This is a genomic window from Psychrilyobacter piezotolerans (genome assembly GCF_003391055.1).
Taxonomy (GTDB): Bacteria; Fusobacteriota; Fusobacteriia; order Fusobacteriales; family Fusobacteriaceae; genus Psychrilyobacter; species Psychrilyobacter piezotolerans.
This window is the reverse complement of the sequence record NZ_QUAJ01000002.1, coordinates 37,021-60,946: the sequence shown is the minus strand read 5'-3', so window position 1 is coordinate 60,946 and position 23,926 is coordinate 37,021. Positions and strand designations below refer to the sequence as shown.

General features: G+C 33.7%; 20 protein-coding genes. 15 read left to right on the top strand and 5 right to left on the bottom strand.

The annotated features are described in order from the left end of the window. Nucleotides 1-4: 4 nt before the first annotated feature. The 4 genes from lpxK to hslU all read right to left on the bottom strand — a co-directional run bounded on the left by lpxK (nt 5) and on the right by hslU (nt 7,664). Complete coding sequence (lpxK, locus tag DYH56_RS01640; RefSeq protein WP_114641109.1) at nt 5-994, bottom strand: tetraacyldisaccharide 4'-kinase; 990 nt, start codon at nt 992-994, stop codon at nt 5-7. A 40-nt stretch (nt 995-1,034) separates the two neighbouring features. Then, the gene (locus tag DYH56_RS01635; protein ID WP_114641108.1) at nt 1,035-2,714 is read right to left on the bottom strand and encodes an ABC-ATPase domain-containing protein; all 1,680 of its coding nucleotides are present in this window, start codon (nt 2,712-2,714) and stop codon (nt 1,035-1,037) included. Between the two features lie 12 nt (nt 2,715-2,726). After that, nucleotides 2,727-6,239 (bottom strand): chromosome segregation protein SMC, encoded by a 3,513-nt coding sequence (gene smc, locus DYH56_RS01630; RefSeq protein ID WP_114641107.1) that lies wholly within the window; start codon nt 6,237-6,239, stop codon nt 2,727-2,729. A gap of 105 nt (nt 6,240-6,344) precedes the next feature. Next, nucleotides 6,345-7,664, bottom strand: a complete 1,320-nt coding sequence (hslU, locus tag DYH56_RS01625; protein ID WP_114641106.1) for an ATP-dependent protease ATPase subunit HslU — start codon at nt 7,662-7,664, stop codon at nt 6,345-6,347. A gap of 291 nt (nt 7,665-7,955) precedes the next feature. Here hslU and folE point away from each other — a divergent pair, with 291 nt between their 5' ends. Further along, the gene (gene folE / locus DYH56_RS01620) at nt 7,956-8,516 is read left to right on the top strand and encodes a GTP cyclohydrolase I FolE (protein ID WP_114641105.1); all 561 of its coding nucleotides are present in this window, start codon (nt 7,956-7,958) and stop codon (nt 8,514-8,516) included. Nucleotides 8,517-8,691: 175 nt separating this feature from the next. On the opposite strand, the gene DYH56_RS01615 is transcribed toward folE, so the two are convergent. Beyond that, the gene (locus DYH56_RS01615; protein ID WP_114641104.1) at nt 8,692-10,125 is read right to left on the bottom strand and encodes an amino acid permease; all 1,434 of its coding nucleotides are present in this window, start codon (nt 10,123-10,125) and stop codon (nt 8,692-8,694) included. A 361-nt stretch (nt 10,126-10,486) separates the two neighbouring features. Here DYH56_RS01615 and DYH56_RS01610 point away from each other — a divergent pair, with 361 nt between their 5' ends. The 14 genes from DYH56_RS01610 (at nt 10,487) to gatA (ending at nt 23,789) form a co-directional block, all read left to right on the top strand. After that, complete coding sequence (locus DYH56_RS01610; protein WP_158539010.1) at nt 10,487-11,353, top strand: alpha/beta fold hydrolase; 867 nt, start codon at nt 10,487-10,489, stop codon at nt 11,351-11,353. Further along, nucleotides 11,350-12,732, top strand: a complete 1,383-nt coding sequence (locus DYH56_RS01605; protein ID WP_158539009.1) for a phospholipase D family protein — start codon at nt 11,350-11,352, stop codon at nt 12,730-12,732. Before DYH56_RS01610 ends, DYH56_RS01605 begins: the two co-directional genes overlap by 4 nt. Nucleotides 12,733-12,875: 143 nt before the next feature. Next, complete coding sequence (locus DYH56_RS01600; protein ID WP_114641101.1) at nt 12,876-13,730, top strand: hypothetical protein; 855 nt, start codon at nt 12,876-12,878, stop codon at nt 13,728-13,730. Between the two features lie 2 nt (nt 13,731-13,732). After that, nucleotides 13,733-14,317, top strand: coding sequence for a Maf family protein (locus DYH56_RS01595; protein WP_114641100.1), 585 nt, complete (start codon nt 13,733-13,735; stop codon nt 14,315-14,317). A gap of 9 nt (nt 14,318-14,326) precedes the next feature. Then, entirely contained in the window at nt 14,327-15,382 is a 1,056-nt protein-coding gene (locus tag DYH56_RS01590; RefSeq protein WP_304466112.1) for a rod shape-determining protein, read from the top strand. Between the two features lie 19 nt (nt 15,383-15,401). Beyond that, entirely contained in the window at nt 15,402-17,057 is a 1,656-nt protein-coding gene (locus DYH56_RS01585) for a hypothetical protein (protein WP_114641099.1), read from the top strand. Further along, nucleotides 17,054-17,608: an SMC-Scp complex subunit ScpB gene (gene scpB, locus DYH56_RS01580; RefSeq protein ID WP_114641098.1), complete on the top strand. Its 555-nt coding sequence runs from the start codon at nt 17,054-17,056 to the stop codon at nt 17,606-17,608. Before DYH56_RS01585 ends, scpB begins: the two co-directional genes overlap by 4 nt. A 166-nt stretch (nt 17,609-17,774) precedes the next feature. Beyond that, nucleotides 17,775-18,485: a pseudouridine synthase gene (locus DYH56_RS01575; protein WP_114641097.1), complete on the top strand. Its 711-nt coding sequence runs from the start codon at nt 17,775-17,777 to the stop codon at nt 18,483-18,485. A gap of 38 nt (nt 18,486-18,523) precedes the next feature. Continuing rightward, nucleotides 18,524-18,943 carry a GtrA family protein gene (locus tag DYH56_RS01570; protein WP_114641233.1) on the top strand — a complete coding sequence of 140 codons (420 nt, stop codon included), beginning with the start codon at nt 18,524-18,526 and terminating at the stop codon, nt 18,941-18,943. A 12-nt stretch (nt 18,944-18,955) separates the two neighbouring features. Further along, the gene (locus DYH56_RS01565) at nt 18,956-19,681 is read left to right on the top strand and encodes a polyprenol monophosphomannose synthase (RefSeq protein WP_114641096.1); all 726 of its coding nucleotides are present in this window, start codon (nt 18,956-18,958) and stop codon (nt 19,679-19,681) included. Nucleotides 19,682-19,701: 20 nt separating this feature from the next. Beyond that, a complete protein-coding gene (gene gatC / locus DYH56_RS01560; RefSeq protein ID WP_114641095.1) occupies nt 19,702-19,995 on the top strand; it encodes an Asp-tRNA(Asn)/Glu-tRNA(Gln) amidotransferase subunit GatC in 294 nt (97 codons plus the stop codon). Nucleotides 19,996-20,006: 11 nt separating this feature from the next. Continuing rightward, nucleotides 20,007-21,452 (top strand): ArnT family glycosyltransferase, encoded by a 1,446-nt coding sequence (locus DYH56_RS01555; protein WP_114641094.1) that lies wholly within the window; start codon nt 20,007-20,009, stop codon nt 21,450-21,452. Then, a complete protein-coding gene (locus tag DYH56_RS01550; protein ID WP_114641093.1) occupies nt 21,452-22,306 on the top strand; it encodes a phosphatase PAP2 family protein in 855 nt (284 codons plus the stop codon). The genes DYH56_RS01555 and DYH56_RS01550 overlap by 1 nt, the downstream gene beginning before the upstream one ends. Further along, the gene (gene gatA, locus DYH56_RS01545) at nt 22,296-23,789 is read left to right on the top strand and encodes an Asp-tRNA(Asn)/Glu-tRNA(Gln) amidotransferase subunit GatA (RefSeq protein WP_114641092.1); all 1,494 of its coding nucleotides are present in this window, start codon (nt 22,296-22,298) and stop codon (nt 23,787-23,789) included. The genes DYH56_RS01550 and gatA overlap by 11 nt, the downstream gene beginning before the upstream one ends. Nucleotides 23,790-23,926: the final 137 nt, after the last annotated feature.

Below are 23,926 nucleotides of genomic sequence, written 5' to 3'. Positions count from 1 at the left end.
CCTCCTACTGTTGAAACAGGTTATCTTCTAACATAGTTAATTCTACTTTCAGTACATACGTTCTCGGCATATGAAAATTCTGCGGGAGTTTTACAATATCTTTTTCTGTAGTTATTATAAAGTCTGCACCCATTTCATCTGCTCTTTTCATTATTTTTTTGAAATCTCTTTCTTTAAAATTATGGTGATCCAAAAAGTCCATCCTGTCAGTTGCAGAAGGCATAAGAGAAATCACGGTTTTTTCAAAATTCAGGGGATTAGCTAACCCGCTAAATAATAAGACCTTTTTTTTATTTACCCAAAAAAGAGGTTTTCTATCTCCCTTGAGATCCTTTAAAGAAACTACACCATATTTGGCCACTGAGATATTTTTCTTGTATTTAGACAGATATTTCTTGATCTTTTTTATCTCTCTATCATCTACAAGATCAGCTTTAGTAATGATAAATTCATCTGCTCTTTTAAGTTGTCTTAAATCTTCCCTGAGTGTTCCAAGTGGCAGAAGTCTCCCGCCGCCAAATGGGTTGGTAGCATCTATTAAAACAATATTGCAGTCTCTTTCTAGTTTCCTATGCTGATAGCCGTCATCTAATACAATTGTATCTATATCAAAGTTTTCTTTGGCTAACATACAGGCGGAATATCTATCCCGGCCTACAATTATTGGAACCTTTGTATTTATAGCATGCAAAAGAGGCTCATCGCCGCTTTCTTTTGTTGTTGCAAAAATATTTTTTCCATCACTAACGATCATGGGGTCAATTTTTCTTTTTCCCTTATACCCTCTAGATACTATGGCGACTTTTTTTCCCTCATCTAAAAATTTTTGAACTAGATATTGTACGGTAGGGGTTTTTCCTGTCCCTCCTACTGTAATGTTTCCAACACAAAAAATCTCTATATCGTCTATTTTTTTAGACTTAAAGATCTTTTTGTCATATAATCTATTTCTGAAATTTGTTATTAAATGATATAGGTACGCTAAAAGTTCCATGTCATTCCTCTTTTCGACTATTTTTTTTTGTTCATAATAACTATTTTTCAAATATATCTTTACGTAACCTGGTAACAGCACCTGCAATCTCATATTTCCTGGCTTCAACCAGACTGCCGCTATTACTTTTTAGTAGTTTACTTAAATTATTTTTATCGATCTCTGCCTGTAAATTTTCTAATTTTTCTTTAAAAGTTTCATATTTATCCTGAGAAAATATCTTTCTGATGATCTCCCCGGTGAATGTTACCTGAGCATTTTCAACATATTGTTCTAAATAACGGATATCGATGCTCTCCCTGTCTATGAGGAGTTCATCTAATTCCCTGGTCTTTACCTTACAACGGTCTGAGGTGAATAATTTTTTTGTTTTCCGGGAATCTACTCTCCTAAAAGGGATATTAAATTTTTCAGTAACACCTCTGACATTTAAATTTTCAAATTTTTTATCGATGATTTTTGCTTTTTCAGTGACATCTATAAGGTTATATTCATCTAACATAATAACTCTGTCTGCCATGGAAAAATAATCTCCTAACCCTCCCACAACAATTATAACAGAAATATCACGAGCCTTCATAGACTCGATTCTTTCGATAAATGGGGTGATAGGTTCCTTTTTATGGGAGATTAATTCCTGGATCTTTCGATCTCTCACCATAAAGTTTGTAGCAGTGGTATCCTCATCGATGAGGAGGGTAGTCGCTCCTAATTCCAAAGCTTCCATTATATTGGCAGCCTGAGATGTGGAACCACTGGCATTTGCAGTAGTAAAATTACGGGTATCTTTTTTATGGGGGAGGTTATTTATAAAGTTACTGATATCCAGCCCGCTTATCCACCTGCCGTCTTCAGCCCGGATTTTTACGGTATCCCTGTGGGTGATGACACCTTCACGACCATCTCCTAAGATGTGGTTGTACACACCTTTTTCAATGGCAGTCAGTAAGGTAGACTTTCCGTGGAAACCGCCACCGGTAATTACGGTAATTCCCTTCTGTATCCCCATTCCAGTGACAACGTCACCATTGTCAAGGTGGAGGGTAACCTGCAGAGATTTAGGGGCATTAAATGGTATTCCATCCTTTAAAACCCTGTCATCGATGGAGCTCATTCTGGCTAAGTTTGAATTATTCTCTATGAAAACTATTAAATTTTCTTTTTTTATGGCACGTCTTATGGAGTCGGATTTCAAATTAGTTTTTATATGCTGTTGCAATTTTTCTAAACCTACATTATTAATTTCCAGTTCTTTAGAGATTTTAGGTATCTCATTAAAGATCATCATAACAGCTCCCCTGCTGGCAATCCTTCTGCCGTTGGCAGGGAGCCCCCCGTAAAATTTTACGACCAGGGTATCACCGATGATCTCAACAGCCGATCTCTTTAAAATTTCCTGTTTAGGAGAAAGGATATTTAGCTGCCCGCTTTTTCCCGAACCGGATCTTTTTCCTAATTTTAAGATCAACTTATTTAATTTTCTTAAGATATAGTCCTCAAAGGCAACTTTTTTACTGGGGTTATCATAATAATCCTTTGAATAACCGTATTTTAACAGTTCTATCTCTACAGAAAAAAGTGATGGAGAGGCAAAGGGGTCTCCCTGAACTCTCAGGATTTCAAAGGTATAATCTATAAAATTATACCTCCCCCTGATCTCCTTATAACCGCCATAACTCTTTCCATCCAATTTATTTAATGCCTCTTTTAATTTTTTCATTCTACCTCTCTTTTATACACTTACCGATATTAATTTAGATTCTCCTAATTCCTTATTCATAGTAACACCATACAGGGTATCGGATCGTCTCATAGTTTCTTTGTTATGCGTAATCAAAATAAACTGTGATCTATCGGTAAATTCCTTTAATTTACTGATAAGTTTTTTTATGTTGGTCTCATCCAGTGCTGCTTCAATCTCATCAAAGAAAGTAAATGGGCTGGGTTTGTACATAAATAGAGCCATAATAAATGCAATGGCTACCATTGATTTTTCCCCGCCAGAGAGTAAAGTGATAGATTGAGATTTTTTATTCTTAAATTTTACCATTAAGTCGATACCACTTTCAAGGATATTTTCATTATCAACCAGCTGCAATCTACCCATGGAATTATTTAAGACCTCCTTACACATATATTCGAAGTTTTTATCGATCTCCTTATATGCACTATAAAACTTAGTCTCGATGATTTTTTCGATATCTTCAACTAACTTTAAAAGAGATTTTTTGCTGACAATAAGATCATCCCTCTGGGATGTTATAAACTCATATTTTTTTGTGAGTTCGGTAAATTCTTCGATGGCCAATAGGTTGACCAGGCCTAATCCCTTGAGTCTTGCTTCTAAACGGAAGAGGATATCCTTAGATTCTGCAATAGTTGAATCCAGAGGAGTCTCTTTTATATCTACTAAAACAGCTAGTTTTTCCTCTATTTGAGCAACCCAGCCTATAGTTTTTTCTAATTTTTCAATGAGAATTTTTATTTTGTTCTCCCCTAAGATAAGATCTTTTTCAATATTTTTAACAGCTAAAATTTCCTTTTTTTCCAATGCTTCCAGTTCTTCCTGGAGTTTTTTCTTCTCTTTAATCTCCAAAAATTCTTTCTCATACCTTACATTTTCATTGTGAAATTCCTTCTGTATATTATTTAATCTATCACCTAACTTGATTATATCCTGGTTAAGTTTATCGATTTCCAGCACAGTTTTTTTATTTTCAGTTTTGAACTCCTCAAAGAATCCTGTATTTCTTTGGATCTCCCTTTCAAGCTGCTTAATCTGTTCCTTCTTATTTAAATAATTTATCTTTATATTGGAATAGGATTTATTAATTGATTCTATCTCCATCTTGAGAGTGATTAATTTTTTATTGTTTTCTGCCAATCGGTCTTTAGATTTTTTTAAAAACTCCTCAATGTCAAACCTTTGGGTAGTGGCATTTTCCAGTTGTTTATTATATTCATTTATATAATTTGTTTCTTCAATTTTTTCCATCTCTATAATCTTTAATTTTTTTACTTCTTTTCTATGTCTGTCTGTGAGATCTGCATGATTTCTTGAAATTTCCCGGGAGGAGTCTTCTTTGGCAACCTTGAGGTCATCTATGTTTTCTAATTTTTTCTCATACTCATCCATCTTTTTGGAGTACCCATTATATGAATCGTCTAATTCTTTATGTTTTTTATCCAATTCACTTACTACCTTTTCCAGTTTCTTTATATCTTTTTTTCTTTCAAAAATAATTGAACTGGCAGATTTTATATGCTGTCCACCAGTGATACGCCCCCTGCCGGAGATAAGCTCTCCGCCCAGGGTAACGATATTTCCACGATGGAGGTTATCTTTAGATATCTTCAGGGCAACATCTGTAGATTTAACTACCAGGAGATTTCCCAATACAAATTCTACAGGTTTATTGTAGATGGAATCATAGCCTACCAGATCGCTGGCATATCCCAAGACACCATCTTGTGAGATTGCCTTTTTAGAATTGTTTAACTTTATACTGTCAAAGGCTAAAAATGAAGCTCTGCCGACCTTTGATTGTTTCAGGTAGGAGATACATTTTTTAGCTACCCCGCTGTCTTTTACAACAATATCCTGCAGCGATCCGCTGACAGCTGACTCTATAGCAGCTTCCAGATGTTCCGGGATATCGATAAGACTGATAAAAGCTCCATCTACCCCAGGAATATCGGCATTTAAAACAGCTTTTACCCCTTTAAAAAAACCTTCGTTGTTAGCTTCTAATTTTTTTAGATTTTCTAATTTTGCACCCTGCCGGCTTAAGTTATAAGCCACCTCTTTCCTTTCATCGTAGATTTCATTCATCTTTTGACTGAGGATGTCTATTTGTTTTTCAGCATCTTCTATGGTATCGTCTATTTTTTTTATCTCTATCTGGATATTTTTTTGTTTGGTTTCCAATTGGTTTAATTCAGCAGTTAATTTTTCAATTTTTTTGCTGTATTCCAGGGTTTCTTCGTCTAATCCACGGATCTTATTGGCACTGCTCTTGGTTCTTTTTTCAGAGTTTTCTATTTCAGCGATTAATTTTAATCTGCCTACTTCAGAATCCATAACGTGTTCTTTTTGTACTCCGATCTCGATCTCCAGATCCCTTTGGAGGACTTCAAATTCACCTATTTGTTTTTCATACTTTAAGTTGTCCCCTTCCAGATCTTTTAACTGCTCCAAAACAACATCTTTTTTAGAGTTCAATCTATCCAGTTCATTGATTTGATCCTTTAGTTTCCCCTCTAAAATTTCTAAATTTTCTTTTTTACTGGAGATCTCACGGTTGAATCCCTTGATCCTTTCCCCATATAAAACTTTATCGTTGACTAATTTATCCACATCTTTCTTTAAGTCGATGTTTTTATCGGTCAGTGTATTGATCTCATCGCTGAGGAGGTTTCTTTTATTATTGACCTCTTCCAGAGCAGCTTCCTTTTCTGTAAAACTTTTTTCAAGTTCCTTTAAGATAAGGCTGGAATTGTGTTTTTGTTTAGAGAGTTCATCTACAATTTTTTGATTGACTCGATGTTCTTCTAAGTAGATGGATTTTTTTAAAGTATTTACTTCCTCATCTAATTTTTTATATTTAATAGCTTTTTCAGCTTGTTTTCCAATTTTATCCTTATTCTCCTCCAATTCATTGACAATAAGGTTTATTTTGTCGGTTTCTAATTCCACCTTAGAAAGTTTTTTTATAGCTTCATCCTTACGAAGCTTAATTTTTTTTATCCCGGCAGCTTCCTCAATAATACTTTTGATCTCTTTATTGGAGGCACTGATTATCTTTTCAACCTTTCCCTGCCCAATTACAGAATAGGCACTTTTCCCTACACCTGTATCTAGAAATAATTCATTGATATCTTTCAATCTGCATCTCTGATCGTTTATATAGTATTCATTTTCACTTTTTTTATTGATCTTTCTTGTTACTTTAACAACTTCATCATCTATCTCTAAAGTTTTGTCTTCGTTATCTATATAAAGGGATACAGTAGCAGTATTTCTAGGTTTTTTATTTTTTCCTCCGGAAAATATTACGTCGCTGCTTTCTTTAGCTCTTATATTTTTATAGGATTGTTCTCCTAATACCCACAGGATAGCATCTAGTATATTAGATTTCCCACTTCCATTGGGTCCTACGATAGAGGTTATTCCCATATCAAAATCAAGTTTTATCTTATCTGCAAAGGATTTAAATCCATCTATTTCTATACATTTTAAATACATATTTTCCTCACTTTTACTTTTTACTTTTTTGCCACCAATTTACACTATATATTTTGACACAGATATCACTATTAATCTGTGATATCTGTGTCAAAGTGTTTTATCTTAGAGAATATAATTATCCAAGTTTTCCTCTACAAAATCATAATTAAATATTTTAACAACATCTTTCTTTCCTATCTTTATAGTGGTTTGTTTTTCATATGGTGCTTCAAACATTATATCGTTTAAGATTTTTTCAATAACACCAGCTAACCTTCTGGCACCTATGTTTTCTATTTCCTCATTGAGATCGATAGCTATCTCTGCTATTTCCTCTATAGCACCCTTGGTAAAACTCAAGTTAACCTTATCGGTCTTTAATAACTCCCTATATTGAGTCAATAAGTTAAAGTCTATCTCGGTCAAAATTTTTACAAAATCATCCTTATTTAAAGTATTTAACCTTACTTTTATAGGGAATCTTCCCTGTAATTCAGGCATTAAATCACTGGGACTGGCCTGGGTAAAAGCTCCCGCCGCAATAAATAAAATATGTTCTGTCCGGACAGAACCGTATTTTGTCATAACAGTGGTACCTTCGATTATTGGCAGGATGTCCCTTTGAACACCTTGACGCGAGACCTCACTGTTACTGCCTTCCCTTTCTGCAATCTTATCGATCTCATCTATAAAGACTATTCCATCCTCCTCGACTTTTTCGATGGCTAAGGGTTTTAATTCTTCCAGGTCTATATTTTGTTCGATTTCAGTTCGTAAAAAATATTCGATGGCATTTTTGACACTCATCTTAACTATTTTTTTCTTTCCGCCGGGAAAAGAACTCATAATATTATCGATAATACCCTTTACACCATCTTCATCGGGTTCATTTCCAGTGGCAAAAACTTCAACCATTGGAGCATCGGAATTTTGGTGTTTTTCAACCTCAATTTCCTGATCGTCATATTTCCCGGATTTCACTTCATCCAATAAGATGTTTTTTTCATCAGGGTTGATCGTACCATAAGGTTTTATAAGTTTAGCTACCTTAAGGAAGGTAACTTCCTGATATTTTTCTTTCAATGTTTCTATCTTTTTTACCTTTAATTTATTAAAGGTAATGGAAACAAGATCCTTTATCATGGATTCCACATCTTTTCCTACATATCCTACTTCGGTGTATTTAGTAGCTTCCACTTTGATAAATGGGGAATCTGTAATAGTTGCTAATCTTCTGGCAATCTCAGTTTTACCAACACCTGTAGGTCCTATTAAGATTATGTTTTTAGGAGTAATTTCATTTTTTAACTTCATATCTGAAATCTGTTTCCTCCTGTATCTATTTCTGAGTGAAATAGCTACATTTTTTTTTGCATCTTCTTGAGAAATTATATATTTATTTAATTCTTCTACAATTTTTTTTGGGATTAATTTTTCCTTCATTTTTTCCTCCTCATAACAGTGTCTAACGACATATTATATACTATTTATCTGGCTATTACAAGAAAGGGGTCATAATATAAGGGGAAATGTAAGTGTTTTTTTCTCTGAAAAAAAACTTTTAATTTGCCGGGTATTTTAATTTTTTTTAAGGGGAGTATAATCTGCCTGGGAGTTATTTTTGGTGATTTTAAACTAAAAATATGATAAAATATAAAAAAACTATATAAGTGTATTTATGGATACCTTATGAGCATTGTAAAGAATAGTTAGAAAGTGAGGAGGCAGATTTTTATGGATAAAAAGAAGATAATGGACGGGGTAAAATTAATCCTAGAAGGTATGGGAGAAGATATAAATAGAGAGGGATTGATTGATACTCCAGATAGAGTGGCCAGGATGTTTGGTGAAATTTGCGGTGGATTACACAAGGACCCGGCAGATGAAATCTCTGTATTTTTCCATGTGGAACATAATGATATGGTGTTAGTTAAGGATATTCAATTTTATTCATTGTGTGAACACCACCTATTGCCCTTTTATGGAAAGGTGCACATAGCCTATATCCCAGAAGACGGAAAAGTAACAGGACTGAGTAAATTAGCCAGAGTAGTGGATGTGGCATCTAAAAAACCCCAGCTTCAAGAGAGATTAAACAGTGAGATAGTAGAAGCCTTAATGAGCAAACTCAGTGCAAAGGGAGTGTTGGTTGTAATAGAAGCAGAGCATATGTGTATGACTATGAGGGGAATACAAAAAACAGGATCAAAGACAATCACATCTGGGGTAAGGGGAATATTTAGAACTAACCTTGCAACCAGGGAAGAAGGATTATCGCTGATAAAGCATATGTAGGACAAAATTAATTAAAAAATGAGATCTAGAAATAGGTTTCATTTTTTTTATTCGTGGTATAAATTTATAAAAATAAAAAAATCCCCAATTAAATTGGGGATTTAATATTTTATTTATGACAAAATAATAATCTATCAAAGGTTAGACATAATTATGAATCTAAAGAATAAACTGATTAAGCATTTGTGGTTTCTGCCACTGCCTCCTCTTCCTTAAACTTGATCATCTTAATAACTGCACCTATGGCCAGGAATACTGCTAATCCACCGTAATACAATTTAATAACATCCATTTGTTCTGCCAAAGGGATACTCAGGTCATATCCGGCGAATACAATAGCTGCTATATTAAGCAGCACAACTGTACCACCTACAATACATGCCAGTGTGTTATTTTTGCATAGTTGGAATGGTGATTTATGACCATCTTTTCTAAATTTTATATACGCGACACTTAAAAATAAGTAGGGTAAAGTAAATGCCATGGTAGACATGTCATAGATTTTATAATAAAGATCTCCTGCTGACTTACCACCAAATGTAGTTATTAATATAAATAAAAATGATAGTGCAGTTTGAAATATAAGAGCGTTTCTTAAAACTCCATTTTTTGTTTTTCTCGTCATCCATGCAGGAAAAGTTCCGTTGGGAGCTTCACTGAATACTGCTTTAGACAGGGCCAATGACCATAGTACCAATGCTACAAAAGTAATTATTGTATAAGTAAGTCCAATTATTTTAACAAACCATACTCCTAGTCCAAAGGCGGTTCCCATAAATGCGTAACCACTTATTACAGAATTCACAAGAGAGATCTTGCTGTAATCTTCTGGTGTACCAAAAGCAGCTATTGATATGACACCAAGCACATATAAGATTCCGATTAGTAAAGCTGAAAGGAGTAACCCTTTTGAAAAATCTCTTTCTGGTTTCTCGACTTTATCGACATAGGTCCCCACCAGCTCAGAACCAGCATAAGCAAATATTATCCATGCAAATGTACTAAGAAAACTTCCTAAGCTTTCCTTGGTGTTTATAGGCATCATAAGGGATTTTACAGTCAATTCTGTTGCAGGAGTTCCAAAGAATCCCATATATGTACCTATACCTCCTACTAAAAATATACCAGCTACGATTAAAGATATATATCCCGTAAGTGTAGAGATCTTACTGAATCCATTCTCATATTTTATTCCTATGAGAAGTGCCACAATAAGGGAGCCTGCTGACATAACAGCCATAGAAAAATTTCCTATATTTGCGTCTCCGGTAAAGGCAAAAGATAGATAAGTAGGTACTCTTGATGCTAGAGTAGGCAGATAGAAAATATTGGCTACAAAATAAGACCATAGAGCATAGTAAGCTACGTTTTTTCCAAGACCAATATCGATCCATGAATAGATCCCACCAGTTCTGTCCTTTGCATAGGATGCGAATTCAGACATGATAAGACACATAGGTAAAAAATAGATAATTGCTCCTAAAACAAACATTGATGTTGATTCGGTTCCGCTAGCCTTAAAATTGTTGGCTATATTTCCAAATCCAAAAACTGCTACGAAGATGATCATAACCATTGCTGTTACTGATAAATGTTTTTTCTTGTTCATTTTTCCCCCTTTAAATATTACACTTGAATTGTGATATACTTTTCTTAATCAGACATTTCATATCTTAGTTAATACAACAGTACTAAAAAAAAGTTACTTTTTAAGAAAAGTTCCTTTTGAGCAATACAAATATACCCTTAAATTTTTTAGATGTCAATGAAATTAAGTTAATAATTTCACTTTTTCTGTTAATTTCTTAATACTTATATTATTTTTGTTATTTATTAATATTTTTTTCTCATCCAGGGGTTATAAAATGTAAATGTTGTAAAGAAACCGATAAAATATGATACAAATTAGGAAAAAACTTAGAATTACAATATAATTAAATTAATAATAGAAGGTGGGAGGGATAATGGAGATGGAGAAAAAAATCAAATTATGGGAGCCTCCTGCAGCTATGGGTATAAAGGGGACGGTATTTATAATTCATGGTATGGGAGAATATTCGAAAAGGTATGAAGGAACAGCTGGTTATTTAAACGATAATGGATACAGGGTGGCCATGATAGACCATGCGGGGCATGGAAATAATATAAAAAGGTTGGATGAATTGGGATTGGTAAAAGATGAGTTCAAAAGTTCTTTGGAGGAGATTGTGGATTCCATTGAAAAAATTAGAGATGACAGGCCTCTGTTTATATTAGGGCATAGTATGGGTTCTTTTATGGCTCAAATTTTACTGGAAAGAGGGGTAGGGAGTGATGGGTTTATCCTATCAGGATCTACAAGACCGTCTAAGGTTTCGATAAAATTTGGGTATTTTTTATCGGGGTTTCTTTTGATATTTAGAAATAAAAGAGATCTTATATTAAATAAACTCTTATTTGGCAGAAACAATTTAAAGTTTACAGGAGATAAAAAATTCAGATGGTTGTCAAGAGATGAAAAGATGGTAGAAGAATATGAGGCCGATCCCCTTTGCGGATTTATCCCCTATACAAGTTATTTTAAAGGCTTATTTTATCTTCTAAGAGAATCATTAAAAATAGGGAACAAGAGAAATTATATAAAAACCCCTGTTTACATATTTTCCGGCTCGGATGATCCTGTGGGGGTCTATGGGTCTGGTGTTGAAAAACTATATGAATTTTATAAAAAAATCGGATACAGGGACATTACATTGAAATTATACACAAAAGGACGTCATGAGATGCTCAATGAGGTAAATAGACGGGAGGTCTGTGATGACCTTTTAACATGGTTAGACAGGAGGGCAGAAAGATGAAAAGAATTGCAATTTTATTTTTTTTAATTCTCTGTGGATGCAGCCACCTTCCACCCAATATATCTATGGAGAGTCCGATATACCAGACGGATAATGTGGAATTTTATTATGATTTAACCTATAAAAAAGACGATGTTATCTATACAGAGCATAGAATTTTTAATCAGATGGAAAAAATAATAGAGGATGCGGAAGAATTTATAGTTATGGATGTATTTTTGTTTAATGATTTATATAATGCCAGTGAATTCAATTTTCCCAAAGTATCTTCCGGAATAACAAAGGCTTTGATAAAAAAAAAGAGGGAAGATAAAGATATTCAGATATATTTTATAACCGATGAGATAAATACTTTTTATGGTGTTTATAGTTCGGATGAGCTGGATGAGCTGGAAGAGAATGGAATTACAGTTATTTTAACAGACCTTACAAAAACCAATGGGGCAAACCATTTTTATTCCACATTTTGGAGATATTTTTTCAGTTGGTTTGGAACAGGACAATATGGATGGCTGGAAAATCCATTTAGCCCGGAAGCTCCTAAAGTAACCATAAGATCCTATTTGAAATTGATTAATTTAAAGGGAAATCATAGAAAGGTATTGGTTACAGAAAAAGAAGCCCTGATAACTTCGGCTAATCCCCATAGTGCCAGCGGATATCATTCCAATATAGGCTTTAAATTTGATGGCGGGATAATAAATTCAGTGGTAGATTCAGAGAAAGCTGTAGGAGAATTATCAGGGGTTGAAATGAAGCTGCCTATAGTTAAATTCCATAATGAGGGCGGGTATAAGGTACAGTTGCTTACCGAGGGAAAAATAGGGGAAGCTTTGGATAGGGATATAGATAACAGCCAAAGCGGGGACAAGATTTATATAGGAATGTTTTACCTGGGAGATAAAGTGATTGTGAAAAAACTGGTTGCCGCATCCAAAAGAGGTGTCAAAGTAAGACTTATACTGGATGAAAATAATGAGGCATTCGGGATGAAGAAAACAGGGCTGCCAAATAAGGTAACAGGTAAAAAATTAATAGATAAAAGTAAAGGCAGGATAGAGATAAAGTGGTACAGGTCCTCAGGAGAACAGTATCACACTAAGTTAATGGTCATAAAAACTTCTGATAAGATGGTGATAAACGGAGGGTCGGCTAATTTAACCAAGAGAAATATCAGGGATTATACTCTGGATACCAATATAAGGGTGGCAGCTCCTTTAAATTCTAAATTGGCTATGGAGATAGACCAATATTTTGATATGTTATGGAACAATGATGAGAATACCTATACTATAGAAAAAGAAAAATTAGAAAATGGGTATATAAGTAATAAAATTTTATACGAAATTCAAAATATAAGTGGATTTTCAACTTATTAAATTCTAAATAAACCTGGATGGAACAATTATATATATTATTGTTGTATTTACTGGATATTTGCATGTTCTAAACTTGTATTTTGCTACCTCATATGATAAAATTACAATAAAAGTTCGATTTTTGGATAGATAGGATGGTCGATTTGAATAAGAAAAGGAAATTTTTTATTTTATTAAAAATTATTTTAATAGTATTCTTGATATATATTTATGCTGCAGATGGAAAAAAAATATATTTAAGCGGAGCCTATGAATGTTTAGAAGAGGTATTGGGAGGCTTTAGAAGTGTTTTGATTCCATACTTGATATTGAGTATTTTTTCTGCTTTCATATCAGATTTAAATAAAAAGACGGTCTTTCTAATGAGGCTTAATTTTTTCTTTATTTTGTTGATATGCCTGAGTAACCTTCAGTTATTATTTTATCTGGATAATTTAGAAAAAGATGATCTGGAGAAAAAAATATTTGTCTATCTCTATGTGCATAAAAACTTAGGGATGTTAATCACTATGTTTCTCTATAAATTTTATTTTTTAGTGCCTGTTAATATTAATATTGCAGTTACAGGGACAATATTATTTTTCTCATCATTTATATTATTTGGAAAGATAATAGGAAATATGGTCAGAAAAATACTTAAATATTACCTCAAGGAGAATCGTGAAAAACGAAAAAAAATAAGAAATTTGATAAAAGAGGAAAAAAAAATAAAAAAACAAATTTTGGAAAAAGAAAAGCGGGAAAGAGTAGAGAGGGAAAAACAAACCATAATTGAAAAAACAAGGGAAAAACAAAGAAAAGAAAGAATTTTAGAATTAAAAAATAAGATGGAAAAAAATAAAAAAACATCCATGGGAAAACAGCTGAAGATCAGCGGTATAGAGATAGATGATGAAAAATTAAAAGAAGAAAAAATAAAGAAAGAAGATGCGGCAGATGGAATAGAAGAGGCGACTGAGGGACAGTTGCGCTTTAAATTTAAAACAGAAGAGGTGTAAAGATGATATTGGCTTCTAAATCTCCCAGGAGATTTGAAATTTTGAGTAACTTTGGGATTAAAAAAATAAAGGTAGTTGCTGCTGAAATAGAGGAAATAAGTGATAAAGAAGATCTTATTGAACAGGTGGTAGATATAGCTGTAAAAAAAGGAGTGGAAGTAGCAAAGTCTTACCCAGATGAATTTGTATTATCGGCAGATACTGTGGTTATTTTAGATGATGAGATATTGGGGAAACCAAAGGATTGCCATGAAGCCTTTGCAACACTTACCAGCCTTTCTGGAAGAACTCATGAAGTGATAACAGCTTACTCCCTGATAAATAAGAGCAGGGGAATATTTGTTTCCAGCTATGATAAAACTGTTGTAAAATTTAAAAAATTATCGGAATCGGAGATAAATTGGTATATAGAAACAGGAGAACCAATGGATAAAGCGGGGTCTTACGGGATACAAGGTGTAGGGGCAGGAATATTGATTGACAGGATCGAGGGTGAATTTTATAATGTCATGGGATTTCCAATTTCAAAATTTGTAGATGACCTGAAAAAACACGGAATAAAAATACAGAACATAATAGAGTTGTAGGAGGATCAAATGTTAAAAATATTAAAGTTAGCTAAAAATATGTTTGGGATTTTTTCAGAAGACCTGGGGATAGATTTAGGGACGGCAAATACATTGGTATGTGTAAAAAATAAAGGTGTAGTATTAAATGAACCATCGGTAGTTTCTATAAATACAAGATCAAAAGATATAATTGCTGTAGGGGAAAAAGCAAAAAAAATGATAGGAAGAACTCCGGATAGCTGCGAGGCTATAAGACCCTTAAAAAATGGTGTAATAGCAGATTATGAAATAACGGAAAAGATGCTCCGTGAATTTTATAAAAGAGTTCATAAGAGAAATTTCTTGAGCAGTCCTAGGGTAGTAATATGTGTTCCTGCAGGTGTTTCCCAGGTAGAAAGAAGAGCTGTAATAGATGTAACATTAGAGGCAGGAGCCAGAGAGGCGTACTTAGTGGAAGAACCTATGGCAGCAGCTATTGGGGTAGGAGTAAATATCTTTGATCCTGAAGGGAATTTAATAGTAGACATAGGTGGAGGAACCACAGAGATAGCAGTAATTTCATTGGGGGGGATAGTAAGAACATCTTCACTGAAGGTTGCAGGAGATAAATTTGACGTGGCTATAGGGGAATATGTAAGACAGAGACATGATCTGCTTATAGGAGAAAAAACGGCAGAAGATATCAAGATAAATATAGCTACTGCATTGGCAGGAGATGAAGAGGTAACTTATGAAATAAGTGGAAGAAATATCTTAAACGGGTTACCTAAAAATGTTATTATATCTTCATTGGAAGTACAGGAAGCAATAATGCCTCTAATAAAGAAGATAGTTGAAGAGATAAAATTAGTCTTAGAAAAAACACCACCTGAGCTGTCAGCAGATATTAAGAGGAAGGGAATAATATTAACTGGTGGAGGAGCTGGAATTAGAGGCTTAGATCAAAAGATCGCAGAAAGTATCCAACTAGAGGTTAGACCCTCTGAGAATCCATTAAATTGTGTAGTGAACGGGATAGAGGTATTACTACAAAATTTTGATGAATATAAGAGTGTTTTGATATCTCCAGAGAAAGATTATTAAATAAAAGGGGAGGGGGCAGATGAAAAAAAAAATACTACTTTTTTTCATTCTAAAAACCCTCCTTTTTTCGAGCAGTGATTTCATAACTTCCAATGGAGAGCTAAGTTTTAAATACAATGAGAAATACAATAAAATAACAAGATTCAATGGGAATATGGAAACTTATAAAACCGATATAGACAGTCTCGAAGTTGGAATATATTACAAGGGAGAACATTATCTTTTATCGGATTATATAATTTCTAAAAGATTTATTCCTCAAACGAATATTTTTGAGACTGTTGCAAAACTTCCATACGGGAAAATTAAAACTACCTATATCCCATCCATGGTAGATAAAAATTCATTCTATATTATAAATAACTATGAGATAAAAAAAGGTGAAACTTTGGAATTTTTATACCTTTTTAATATGTCGGACAGAAATGGAATAATCGAATACAAAAAAACAAAGGATTATTATAAATACAATGAAAATATTTATATAAAAAATTTAAAAAATTCAATGGCAGGATATATAGTTCCAGCCAGTGAATTAGAGGTGGTTAAATTAAAGAAAATAGAGGATTCCTCTATAAAGTACAGGGATCAAAGGATGGTAATGTCCAGTAAAGTAAGGTTGTCGGATGGGGAAAAATCAGATATAGTTCAAATCAGATATGGAAAAACTCCGGATTTTTTATCTTTTGAAAGTTCTGAAAGGCTGCTGTTCTTAGAAAAAACATATTGGATGGAGTGGCTGAAACCGATACCTTTCAAAGTTGACACCAGAACCCGGAAGATCGTGGAGAGGTTCTTGATCTACCTGAAAACATCTACCGATGGATTTGATTACTATACAAATATAGGTTTGAGGGAAACATCTAAAACAAAAGATGTTCTTTACACAGCTATGACATTTATAAAATATGGATACCTTGATGATGCTGAGCAGATTTTGACTAGACTAGTGGAGAAGGAGGAGGAAGAATTTTTCTATCTCAGTAGAACAAAACTGACCATTGAAGAGGTTCAGGAGGCGTATGTATATCTGAGTTATCTAAAAGAATCGGATGATACTAAATTTTATACTGAATATATAGAAAAAATTCAAAAGAAAATTCATAAGATAGTGGAAGGGGTAAAACAAGATCTCAATAAAAAAAATATCCTGGAAAAAGGTTATGAATTTAAGATCTATTATTATACCTATAATCTTTTAAAATTATATAGAGAGATAGACGGTGATAGAAAATATGCTCCTATGGAAGAAATGTTAAAAAACTATCTATTTAAAAATTTTATATCAGGTGATGGTATAAAAAAATATGCATTGGATAAAAAAAATACTTATTCTAAGTGGGAGTATCTGCTGCTTTATGATAATGTAGAAACAAAAAGATTGATAGATAAACTTTATAGTGACAGTATTTTTAAGAGATACCCTTATTTTAGCAGTGAAAAAAGTGTAGACGTTGAAGTGAATTTAAGCCTGCTAGGAGGACTTTATCTCAATGACTTGTCGAGATTTGGAGATATTAACTTATTGCAGCTCAACGAAGATATAGAGGGAAATTCTATGAAAATACCCGATAAAATTTATTTGAAAGGTGGAAAGAGGTATGAAGTTAATGGTATTGATATATACCTGTCATCTAAATACTTGAATACCGTATATGATAGGAGTGAAGAATGAATAGGGAAAATATACAGGATATAATAAAAGAAATAGAAGCGATGTTATATTTAGCCTCAGAATTAGAAATAAAAGAATTGGCTAAATTTTACAATATAAATATGGAGAAGATGGTAGAATGCCTGGATGAACTGGGAGAAGAAAAAAAAGATTCTGGAATAAATTTAAAAATTGAAAAGGGGATGGTATATTTTGAAACCAATCCTAAATACGGAGAAGCTGTTCACAACTTCTTTAATCAAGAGAGTAAACCTAAAAAATTATCCAGGGCAGCTATGGAGACCCTGTCTATAATAGCGTATAAACAGCCGGTAACGAAAAGTCATATTGAATCTATAAGAGGGGTAAGTGTAGAAAGAGTTATCCATAATTTAGAAGAGAAAGGCTTGGTATACTCCAGCGGGAAATTAGAAACAATTGGAAGACCTAATTTATATAGTACAACGGATAATTTCTTAAATTATTTAAATATAGACAGTTTAACAATGCTGCCCAATTACACAGAGATAAGGAAAGAACTGGATACAGCTCAACTAGATAGTAGTAACTAAAAAATAAAAATTTAGTGCTGAAAAATTGAAGGTTTTTAATTTGTGTCAAAAATAAAAAATAAAAAAATAAATAAAATAAATAAACCGAGAATTATACTGATTGACATGAAAAATAATTAATTTTGTGAATATTTGCATCATTTATGGTAAAAAACTGGAGGAAAAAATGGAAAAAGTAAGATTAAATAAATACCTTGCATCTATAGGAATAGGGTCAAGGCGTGAGATAGATAAGATGGTAGAAGAAAAAAAAATAATGGTCAACGGCGAATATCCGAGCCCGGGGATAAAGGTAAATATCAAAGATAAGATATCAGTAAACGGAAGATTAATAGGACAGACAAAGGAAAAAAAAGTATATTATCTTTTGAATAAGCCTAAAAAAGTAATAAGTGCAGTGAAGGATGACAGAGGCAGAAGAACTGTAATAGACTTTATAAAAACAAAGGAAAGGATCTATCCAATAGGAAGATTGGACTACGATACTGAAGGAATGATCATATTAACCAATGATGGAGACCTTTATAATAAAGTAATCCATCCTAAAGGGGAAGTGTATAAAAAATATTTAATCCAGGCTGCAGGAATTATAAAAAAAATAGATTTGGGACAGTTAAAAGCTGGGATAAAATTAGAAGATGGATTAACACTGCCGGCTAAGGTAAGGTTCTTGAGGGAAGAGGGAAGCACTACCTGGTTAACAGTTTCTATTCGAGAGGGAAGAAATCGTCAGGTTAGAAGGATGATGGATGCTATCGGACATAGAGTTATAAGTTTAACCAGGGTAAAAATCGGGACTATTACTATGGGAGATTTAGAAGTAGGAAAATATAGAGCCCTTACAAAAGAGGAAGTAAAGTATTTAAAAAATGTTTAGAGGGAGAGTCGAAAAGCTTGGAAATAATTAAAATTTTTATGAAGTTTGGTTTAGTAGGTGCCAGCGGGGTAATAGTAAACCTTTTGATCTACACCGCCCTGATAACTTTGGATGTAAACTATCTTATAGCTGCCACAGTGGCATTTTTATTTGCAGTGAGCAGTAATTTCTATTTAAATTTCATTTGGACATTCAGAGGTAAGGGGAAAGGCAAGAGTGTAAAGAAAAAATATCTGCATTTTTTTATAATAAGTTTATTAAATTTTGTAATCAATTTATTTATTCTTAAGATAGCGGTAGAATTTTTATCGGGAAATGAATTGACCTATGATATAATAAAAAAATATGCAGGATCTAATACTGATAAAATTATTAAAATAATAGCTCAAATTACCGGAATAGGGGTAGCTACATTTTTTAATTTTTTTGGGAATTACTTTATAACATTTCGAGAATAGAAGGAGAAGCAGATGAAAAAAACGCTGATAATTATACCAACGTATAATGAAAGTGAAAATGTTGAAAAATTATTGGAGACGATATACCGGGTTAAAAACGACCTGAATATATTGATAGTGGATGATAATTCTCCAGATAAGACCTATGAGGTCATAGAGAAGCTCATGGTGGAAAAATATAAAGATAAGTTGTTTATCCATAAAAGAAGCGGAAAATTAGGATTAGGAACAGCCTATATTGCTGGATTTAAATGGGCCTTGGCAAGGGACTATGACTATATATTTGAGATGGACGCCGATTTTTCCCACAACCCAAAGTATATCCCTGAATTTTTAAAGGAGATAGAAACTCACGATCTGGTAATCGGAAGCAGGTATGTACCTGGTGGAGGAGTTGTAAACTGGGGAATCATAAGAAAATTTATTAGCCGTGGTGGGAGTCTGTATTCCAGGATAATTTTAGGAGCTCCCATAAAAGATTTTACCGGCGGATTTAAATGTTTTAGAAGAAAAACCCTGGAAAATTTAAATTTAGATAGGATAGTATCCAATGGTTATTCTTTCCAGGTGGAATTAAACTATAAAGTGTGGCTGAAAGGGATGAAAATCAAGGAAACACCAATTATATTTGAAGACAGAACCCTGGGGCAGTCTAAGATGAGCAAAAAAATATTTTTAGAAGCTATATTAAAGGTGTTATGGATGAGGCTGAATAAGAAATATTTAAAAGAAAATTAAAAAATATATGGAGGAAGAAGATGGCATTAACTAGAGAAGAAGTATTGAAAGTAGCAAAATTATCTATGTTGGAATTTAAGGAATCGGAAGTTGTGGTTTTGCAGAATGAATTAAATGATATTTTAGAATTTGTATCTAAATTAGATGAAGCAGATGTAGAAGGGATAGAACCTATGACCCAGGTAAATGACATATATAATTCATTTAGAGAAGATGTAATTACGGAATCTTTAACTAGGGAAGAAGCAGTAAAAAATGCTCCTGAAGAGATAGAGGGAACATTTGCAGTCCCTAGAACTGTTGGTGAAAATTAAGGAGAAATTTAGTGATAAAAGATATATTAGATAATTTTAACAAGAAAAAATTCATACTATTTTTAGCAGGGATTACTATTTTTAGGTTGATTATAGGCAGTTATCTGAACTTATCCGATGATGAGGCATATTATCTGTTATGGTCGAAAAATTTAGGGATGAGTTATTATGACCATCCGCCGCTGATTGCTTATCTAATAAGATTAAGTACATCGATCTTTGGTGAAAATAATTTTTCCATGAGACTTGTCTCAGCAGGAACGATATCTGCAACCAGTATCTATATCTACAAAATCTCCTACTATCTGTATAAAAGTGAAAGGATAGCCGGTATTTCAGGGCTGATATTTAATATATTGCCACTATATTCATTCCTGTCTATAATGGCACTGCCTGATTCACCACTAATCTTACTGTATACAATGGTTCTTTACTATTTCTTAAAGGTAATCTATGAAAAAGACTGCAGATCCTGGTATATTATAGCTATATTGACAGGCTTGGGACTACTCAGTAAATACAATATGTTTATGGTGTATCCAAGTATATTTTTCTACCTGTTACTCAGTAAGGAAAATAGATTCTGGCTTCTGAAAAAAGAGCCGTATATAGCATTCATTGTGTCGATACTTATGTTTTCACCTGTTATCTATTGGAACTATTCCCATAACTGGGGATCGTTTCAGTTTCACTTAGAGGGTCGCCAGAGTAAAACCTTTAGATTCAGGCCTACAAAGTTTTTTCAATTTATAGGAGGACAGATAGGTGTAGTATCTCCTATTTTATTCTTTGGTATATTTACAGCTTCTATAAAAAACTTTAAAAAACCAGATGTAAATATATTATTTTGGTTTGCCCTGCCACTGATAGGAGTATTTACCTTTAGCTCCCTGTCTAACAGCTCTAAAGTTCATTGGTTAGCCTGTGCTTATATACCTATGATAATAGTTTTTGTAAGGTATACAGAGTTTAATAAGTTGTGGCGGATAGGAATTGGCCTCGGTGCAGGTTTATCTTTAATCTTATACTTTGCAGCCGCAACTCTCGTAGTTCCGTTAAAGCCTAAGGAAAATGCTTTGGCTGATATGCAGGGCTGGGATATGGCCGGGGCCAGAGTGCAGCAGATATACGATGAATCTACCAAAGACGGAGAAGAATGGTTTTTATTTGGGGATAGATATCAGACATCCTCCCAACTGGCTGCCTATCTGCCGAAAAAAGAATATGTATATAATCTCAGCGGCGGGACCAGTCAATTTGATTATTGGAGAGATAGAGACGGAGTAATCGGAAAAAATGGAATCTTTGTAGCTCATTCATTTTACAATAGAAAACCAGAGGATAAATTCCTGTTTGACAGGGCAGAACTGGTAGACACAGTTGTGTTCAAAAGATGGGGAAGGATTCAAAGGGAATATTATATATATAAGGTGTATAATTTTAGAGGGAGAAAATAGTGAATAAAGAGACGTTGATGATAATAATAGTTATCTTGATAGCTATAGATGTATTGAGAGAGGGTTATTTAAAGGGGTTTGCAGGAGCTTTTTTAAAAAACCTTATGAAGTATAAAAAAACAGCTTTATCGGGTATAGTTATAACTATATTTACCATAGTTTATTTGGATCTTCCTGTAGCTGAGCAGTTTTCCAATAAATATTATGACAAGACTTTACAGGGAATAGAAAATAAAGCCAGAACAGCTACACCTGAAGAGATAGTGATCTTACAGAAAAAAGCTGAGATAGAAAAAATAAGTAAGGATAAATATTCAAAATACGAAAGATTTTTTGCCAACCAGGGAGATGGAGATACAACAGCAGGAACTGTAGTGGTACTACTCCTTTTGGGAACTTTGTTTAAAAATAAAAAATTAAGAAAAGTTTCTAAAGAAGCCCTTATGGCAATAATTGCATCAGGGTTACTGGTAAATATATTAAAATATATAATATCCAGGTTGAGGCCGGATGTAAATATGCTGCCCTATCAGTTTTTTAACTGGGCATCCTGGATGAATGGGAATCAGAGTATAAATCCATTTAAAAGTTCAAGTGCCAGTCTGCCCTCGGGACATACAATCGTATCGGTGGCAGTAGCTTTTTCATTTTATTATGGATATAAAAATAAATTTATTAGAGCAATGGCTGTAATTTATGCTGTGGTGTTAAGCTGCTCTAGAGTATATGGGACAAGACATTGGTTAAGTGATATCATCTCGGCAGCATTCCTGGGAGTGCTGGTAGCTAAGACGATATATGAGATAAATAAAGAAAAAAATAGTGAAAATCAAGGAGGAAAAGATGTTATATAAGCATACAGCAACAGAACTATCTACCATGTTAAAGGCAAAAAAAATAACAGCAGTAGAATTAATAAACGATATATTCGATAGGATTGAAAAGACTGAATCAAAACTTGGAAGTTTTACCCTGTTAAAAAAAGAAAGTGCTCTGGAAGAGGCAAAAAAAGTCGATGAAAAAATAGCCAGAGGGGAAGAATTGCTGCCCCTGGAGGGAATCCCAGTTGCCATAAAAGACAATATGGTATCCAAGGGAGATCTGACTACATCAGCGTCTAAGATCCTTGCAAACTATGAAGGAATCTATGATGCCACTGTGGTAAAGAGATTAAAGGAAGCAGGAGCAATAATAATAGCGAAAACTAATATGGATGAATTTGCCATGGGATCTACGACAAAATCATCTTATATACAGGAGAGTAAAAACCCCTGGGATTTAGAGAGAACTCCAGGGGGGTCATCAGGTGGAGCTGCCTCATCGGTTGGAGGATACCAAGTAACGTTATCACTGGGATCGGACACAGGTGGAAGTATAAGACAACCGGCTGCATTTTGTGGGATAGTTGGACTGAAACCTACCTATGGAAGAGTTTCCAGATATGGATTGATGGCTTTTGCCTCATCACTGGATCAAATAGGACCAATGGGTAGAAGTGTAGAGGATGTAGCCGCTTTATTTAATGTAATCGGCGGGTATGACGAAATGGATGCTACATCTATGGAATTAGAAATGCCTGATTTTACAGCTAACTTAGATGGAAATATTAAAGGTATGAAGATAGGAATTCCCAAGGAATACTTTATCGATGGATTAAACCCTAAAATAAAGAAGGTAACTGAAGATGCCATTGAAAATTTTAAAAAGTTAGGAGCAGAGATTGTGCCCATCAGCTTACCTAATACAGAATTTGCCCCGGCAACTTATTATATAATTGCCCCAGCAGAGGCTAGTTCAAACTTAGCTCGTTTTGACGGGGTAAGATACGGATACAGAGCCGGCAGCTATAATGGCATAGAGGATATGTATATTAAAACCAGAAGTGAAGGATTTGGTCCTGAAGTAAAGAGAAGAATTATGATAGGAACCTATGTACTTAGTGCTGGATATTATGATGCTTATTATAAAAAAGCTCAAAAAGTAAGAAGGCTTATTAAAAATGATTTTGAAAAGGCATTTAATGAGGTAGATGTGATCTTAACTCCGGCTACCCCTGGAACTTCTTTTAAATTGACAGATAAGAAAACTCCTGTAGAACTATATTTAGAGGATATATTCACAATTCCGGCAAATCTTTCTGGAATCCCAGGGCTTGTAATCCCAGCAGGAAAGGTAGATAACCTTCCAGTGGGGATACAACTATTAGGGAAAGCCTTTGATGAGGCGACTATATTAAAAGCTGGAGATGCTTATGAGAAAGCATATACAAAGATGGAGATACCAGAGTTTGAAGCTTCTGTAAATAAGGTTAGAGATATTAAAAAGTCAGTAAAATAATCCAAAAATCAGCCACCAATTATCACAAATTAAAAAATAAAATGCAAAGCACACGGAAATTAATTTTTAGGTTTAAAACCAAGAAAAACTTTGTGAGCCTCTTTATCTCGTTTTCTCAAAGCTCTATGTTTATGTAA

Excerpts from the sequence above, each read along its gene's own strand:
- DYH56_RS01615 (WP_114641104.1), bottom strand. The coding sequence starts at position 10,125 with ATGAACAAGAAAAAACATTTATCAGTAACAGCAATGGTTATGATCATC.
- gatA (WP_114641092.1), top strand. The coding sequence starts at position 22,296 with ATGTTATATAAGCATACAGCAACAGAACTATCTACCATGTTAAAGGCA.
- DYH56_RS01635 (WP_114641108.1), bottom strand. The coding sequence starts at position 2,714 with ATGAAAAAATTAAAAGAGGCATTAAATAAATTGGATGGAAAGAGTTAT.
- DYH56_RS01610 (WP_158539010.1), top strand. The coding sequence starts at position 10,487 with ATGGAGAAAAAAATCAAATTATGGGAGCCTCCTGCAGCTATGGGTATA.
- DYH56_RS01585 (WP_114641099.1), top strand. The coding sequence starts at position 15,402 with ATGAAAAAAAAAATACTACTTTTTTTCATTCTAAAAACCCTCCTTTTT.
- lpxK (WP_114641109.1), bottom strand. The coding sequence starts at position 994 with ATGGAACTTTTAGCGTACCTATATCATTTAATAACAAATTTCAGAAAT.
- DYH56_RS01575 (WP_114641097.1), top strand. The coding sequence starts at position 17,775 with ATGGAAAAAGTAAGATTAAATAAATACCTTGCATCTATAGGAATAGGG.
- smc (WP_114641107.1), bottom strand. The coding sequence starts at position 6,239 with ATGTATTTAAAATGTATAGAAATAGATGGATTTAAATCCTTTGCAGAT.
- DYH56_RS01590 (WP_304466112.1), top strand. The coding sequence starts at position 14,327 with ATGTTAAAAATATTAAAGTTAGCTAAAAATATGTTTGGGATTTTTTCA.
- gatC (WP_114641095.1), top strand. The coding sequence starts at position 19,702 with ATGGCATTAACTAGAGAAGAAGTATTGAAAGTAGCAAAATTATCTATG.
- DYH56_RS01565 (WP_114641096.1), top strand. The coding sequence starts at position 18,956 with ATGAAAAAAACGCTGATAATTATACCAACGTATAATGAAAGTGAAAAT.
- scpB (WP_114641098.1), top strand. The coding sequence starts at position 17,054 with ATGAATAGGGAAAATATACAGGATATAATAAAAGAAATAGAAGCGATG.
- folE (WP_114641105.1), top strand. The coding sequence starts at position 7,956 with ATGGATAAAAAGAAGATAATGGACGGGGTAAAATTAATCCTAGAAGGT.
- DYH56_RS01595 (WP_114641100.1), top strand. The coding sequence starts at position 13,733 with ATGATATTGGCTTCTAAATCTCCCAGGAGATTTGAAATTTTGAGTAAC.
- hslU (WP_114641106.1), bottom strand. The coding sequence starts at position 7,664 with ATGAAGGAAAAATTAATCCCAAAAAAAATTGTAGAAGAATTAAATAAA.
- DYH56_RS01605 (WP_158539009.1), top strand. The coding sequence starts at position 11,350 with ATGAAAAGAATTGCAATTTTATTTTTTTTAATTCTCTGTGGATGCAGC.
- DYH56_RS01570 (WP_114641233.1), top strand. The coding sequence starts at position 18,524 with ATGAAGTTTGGTTTAGTAGGTGCCAGCGGGGTAATAGTAAACCTTTTG.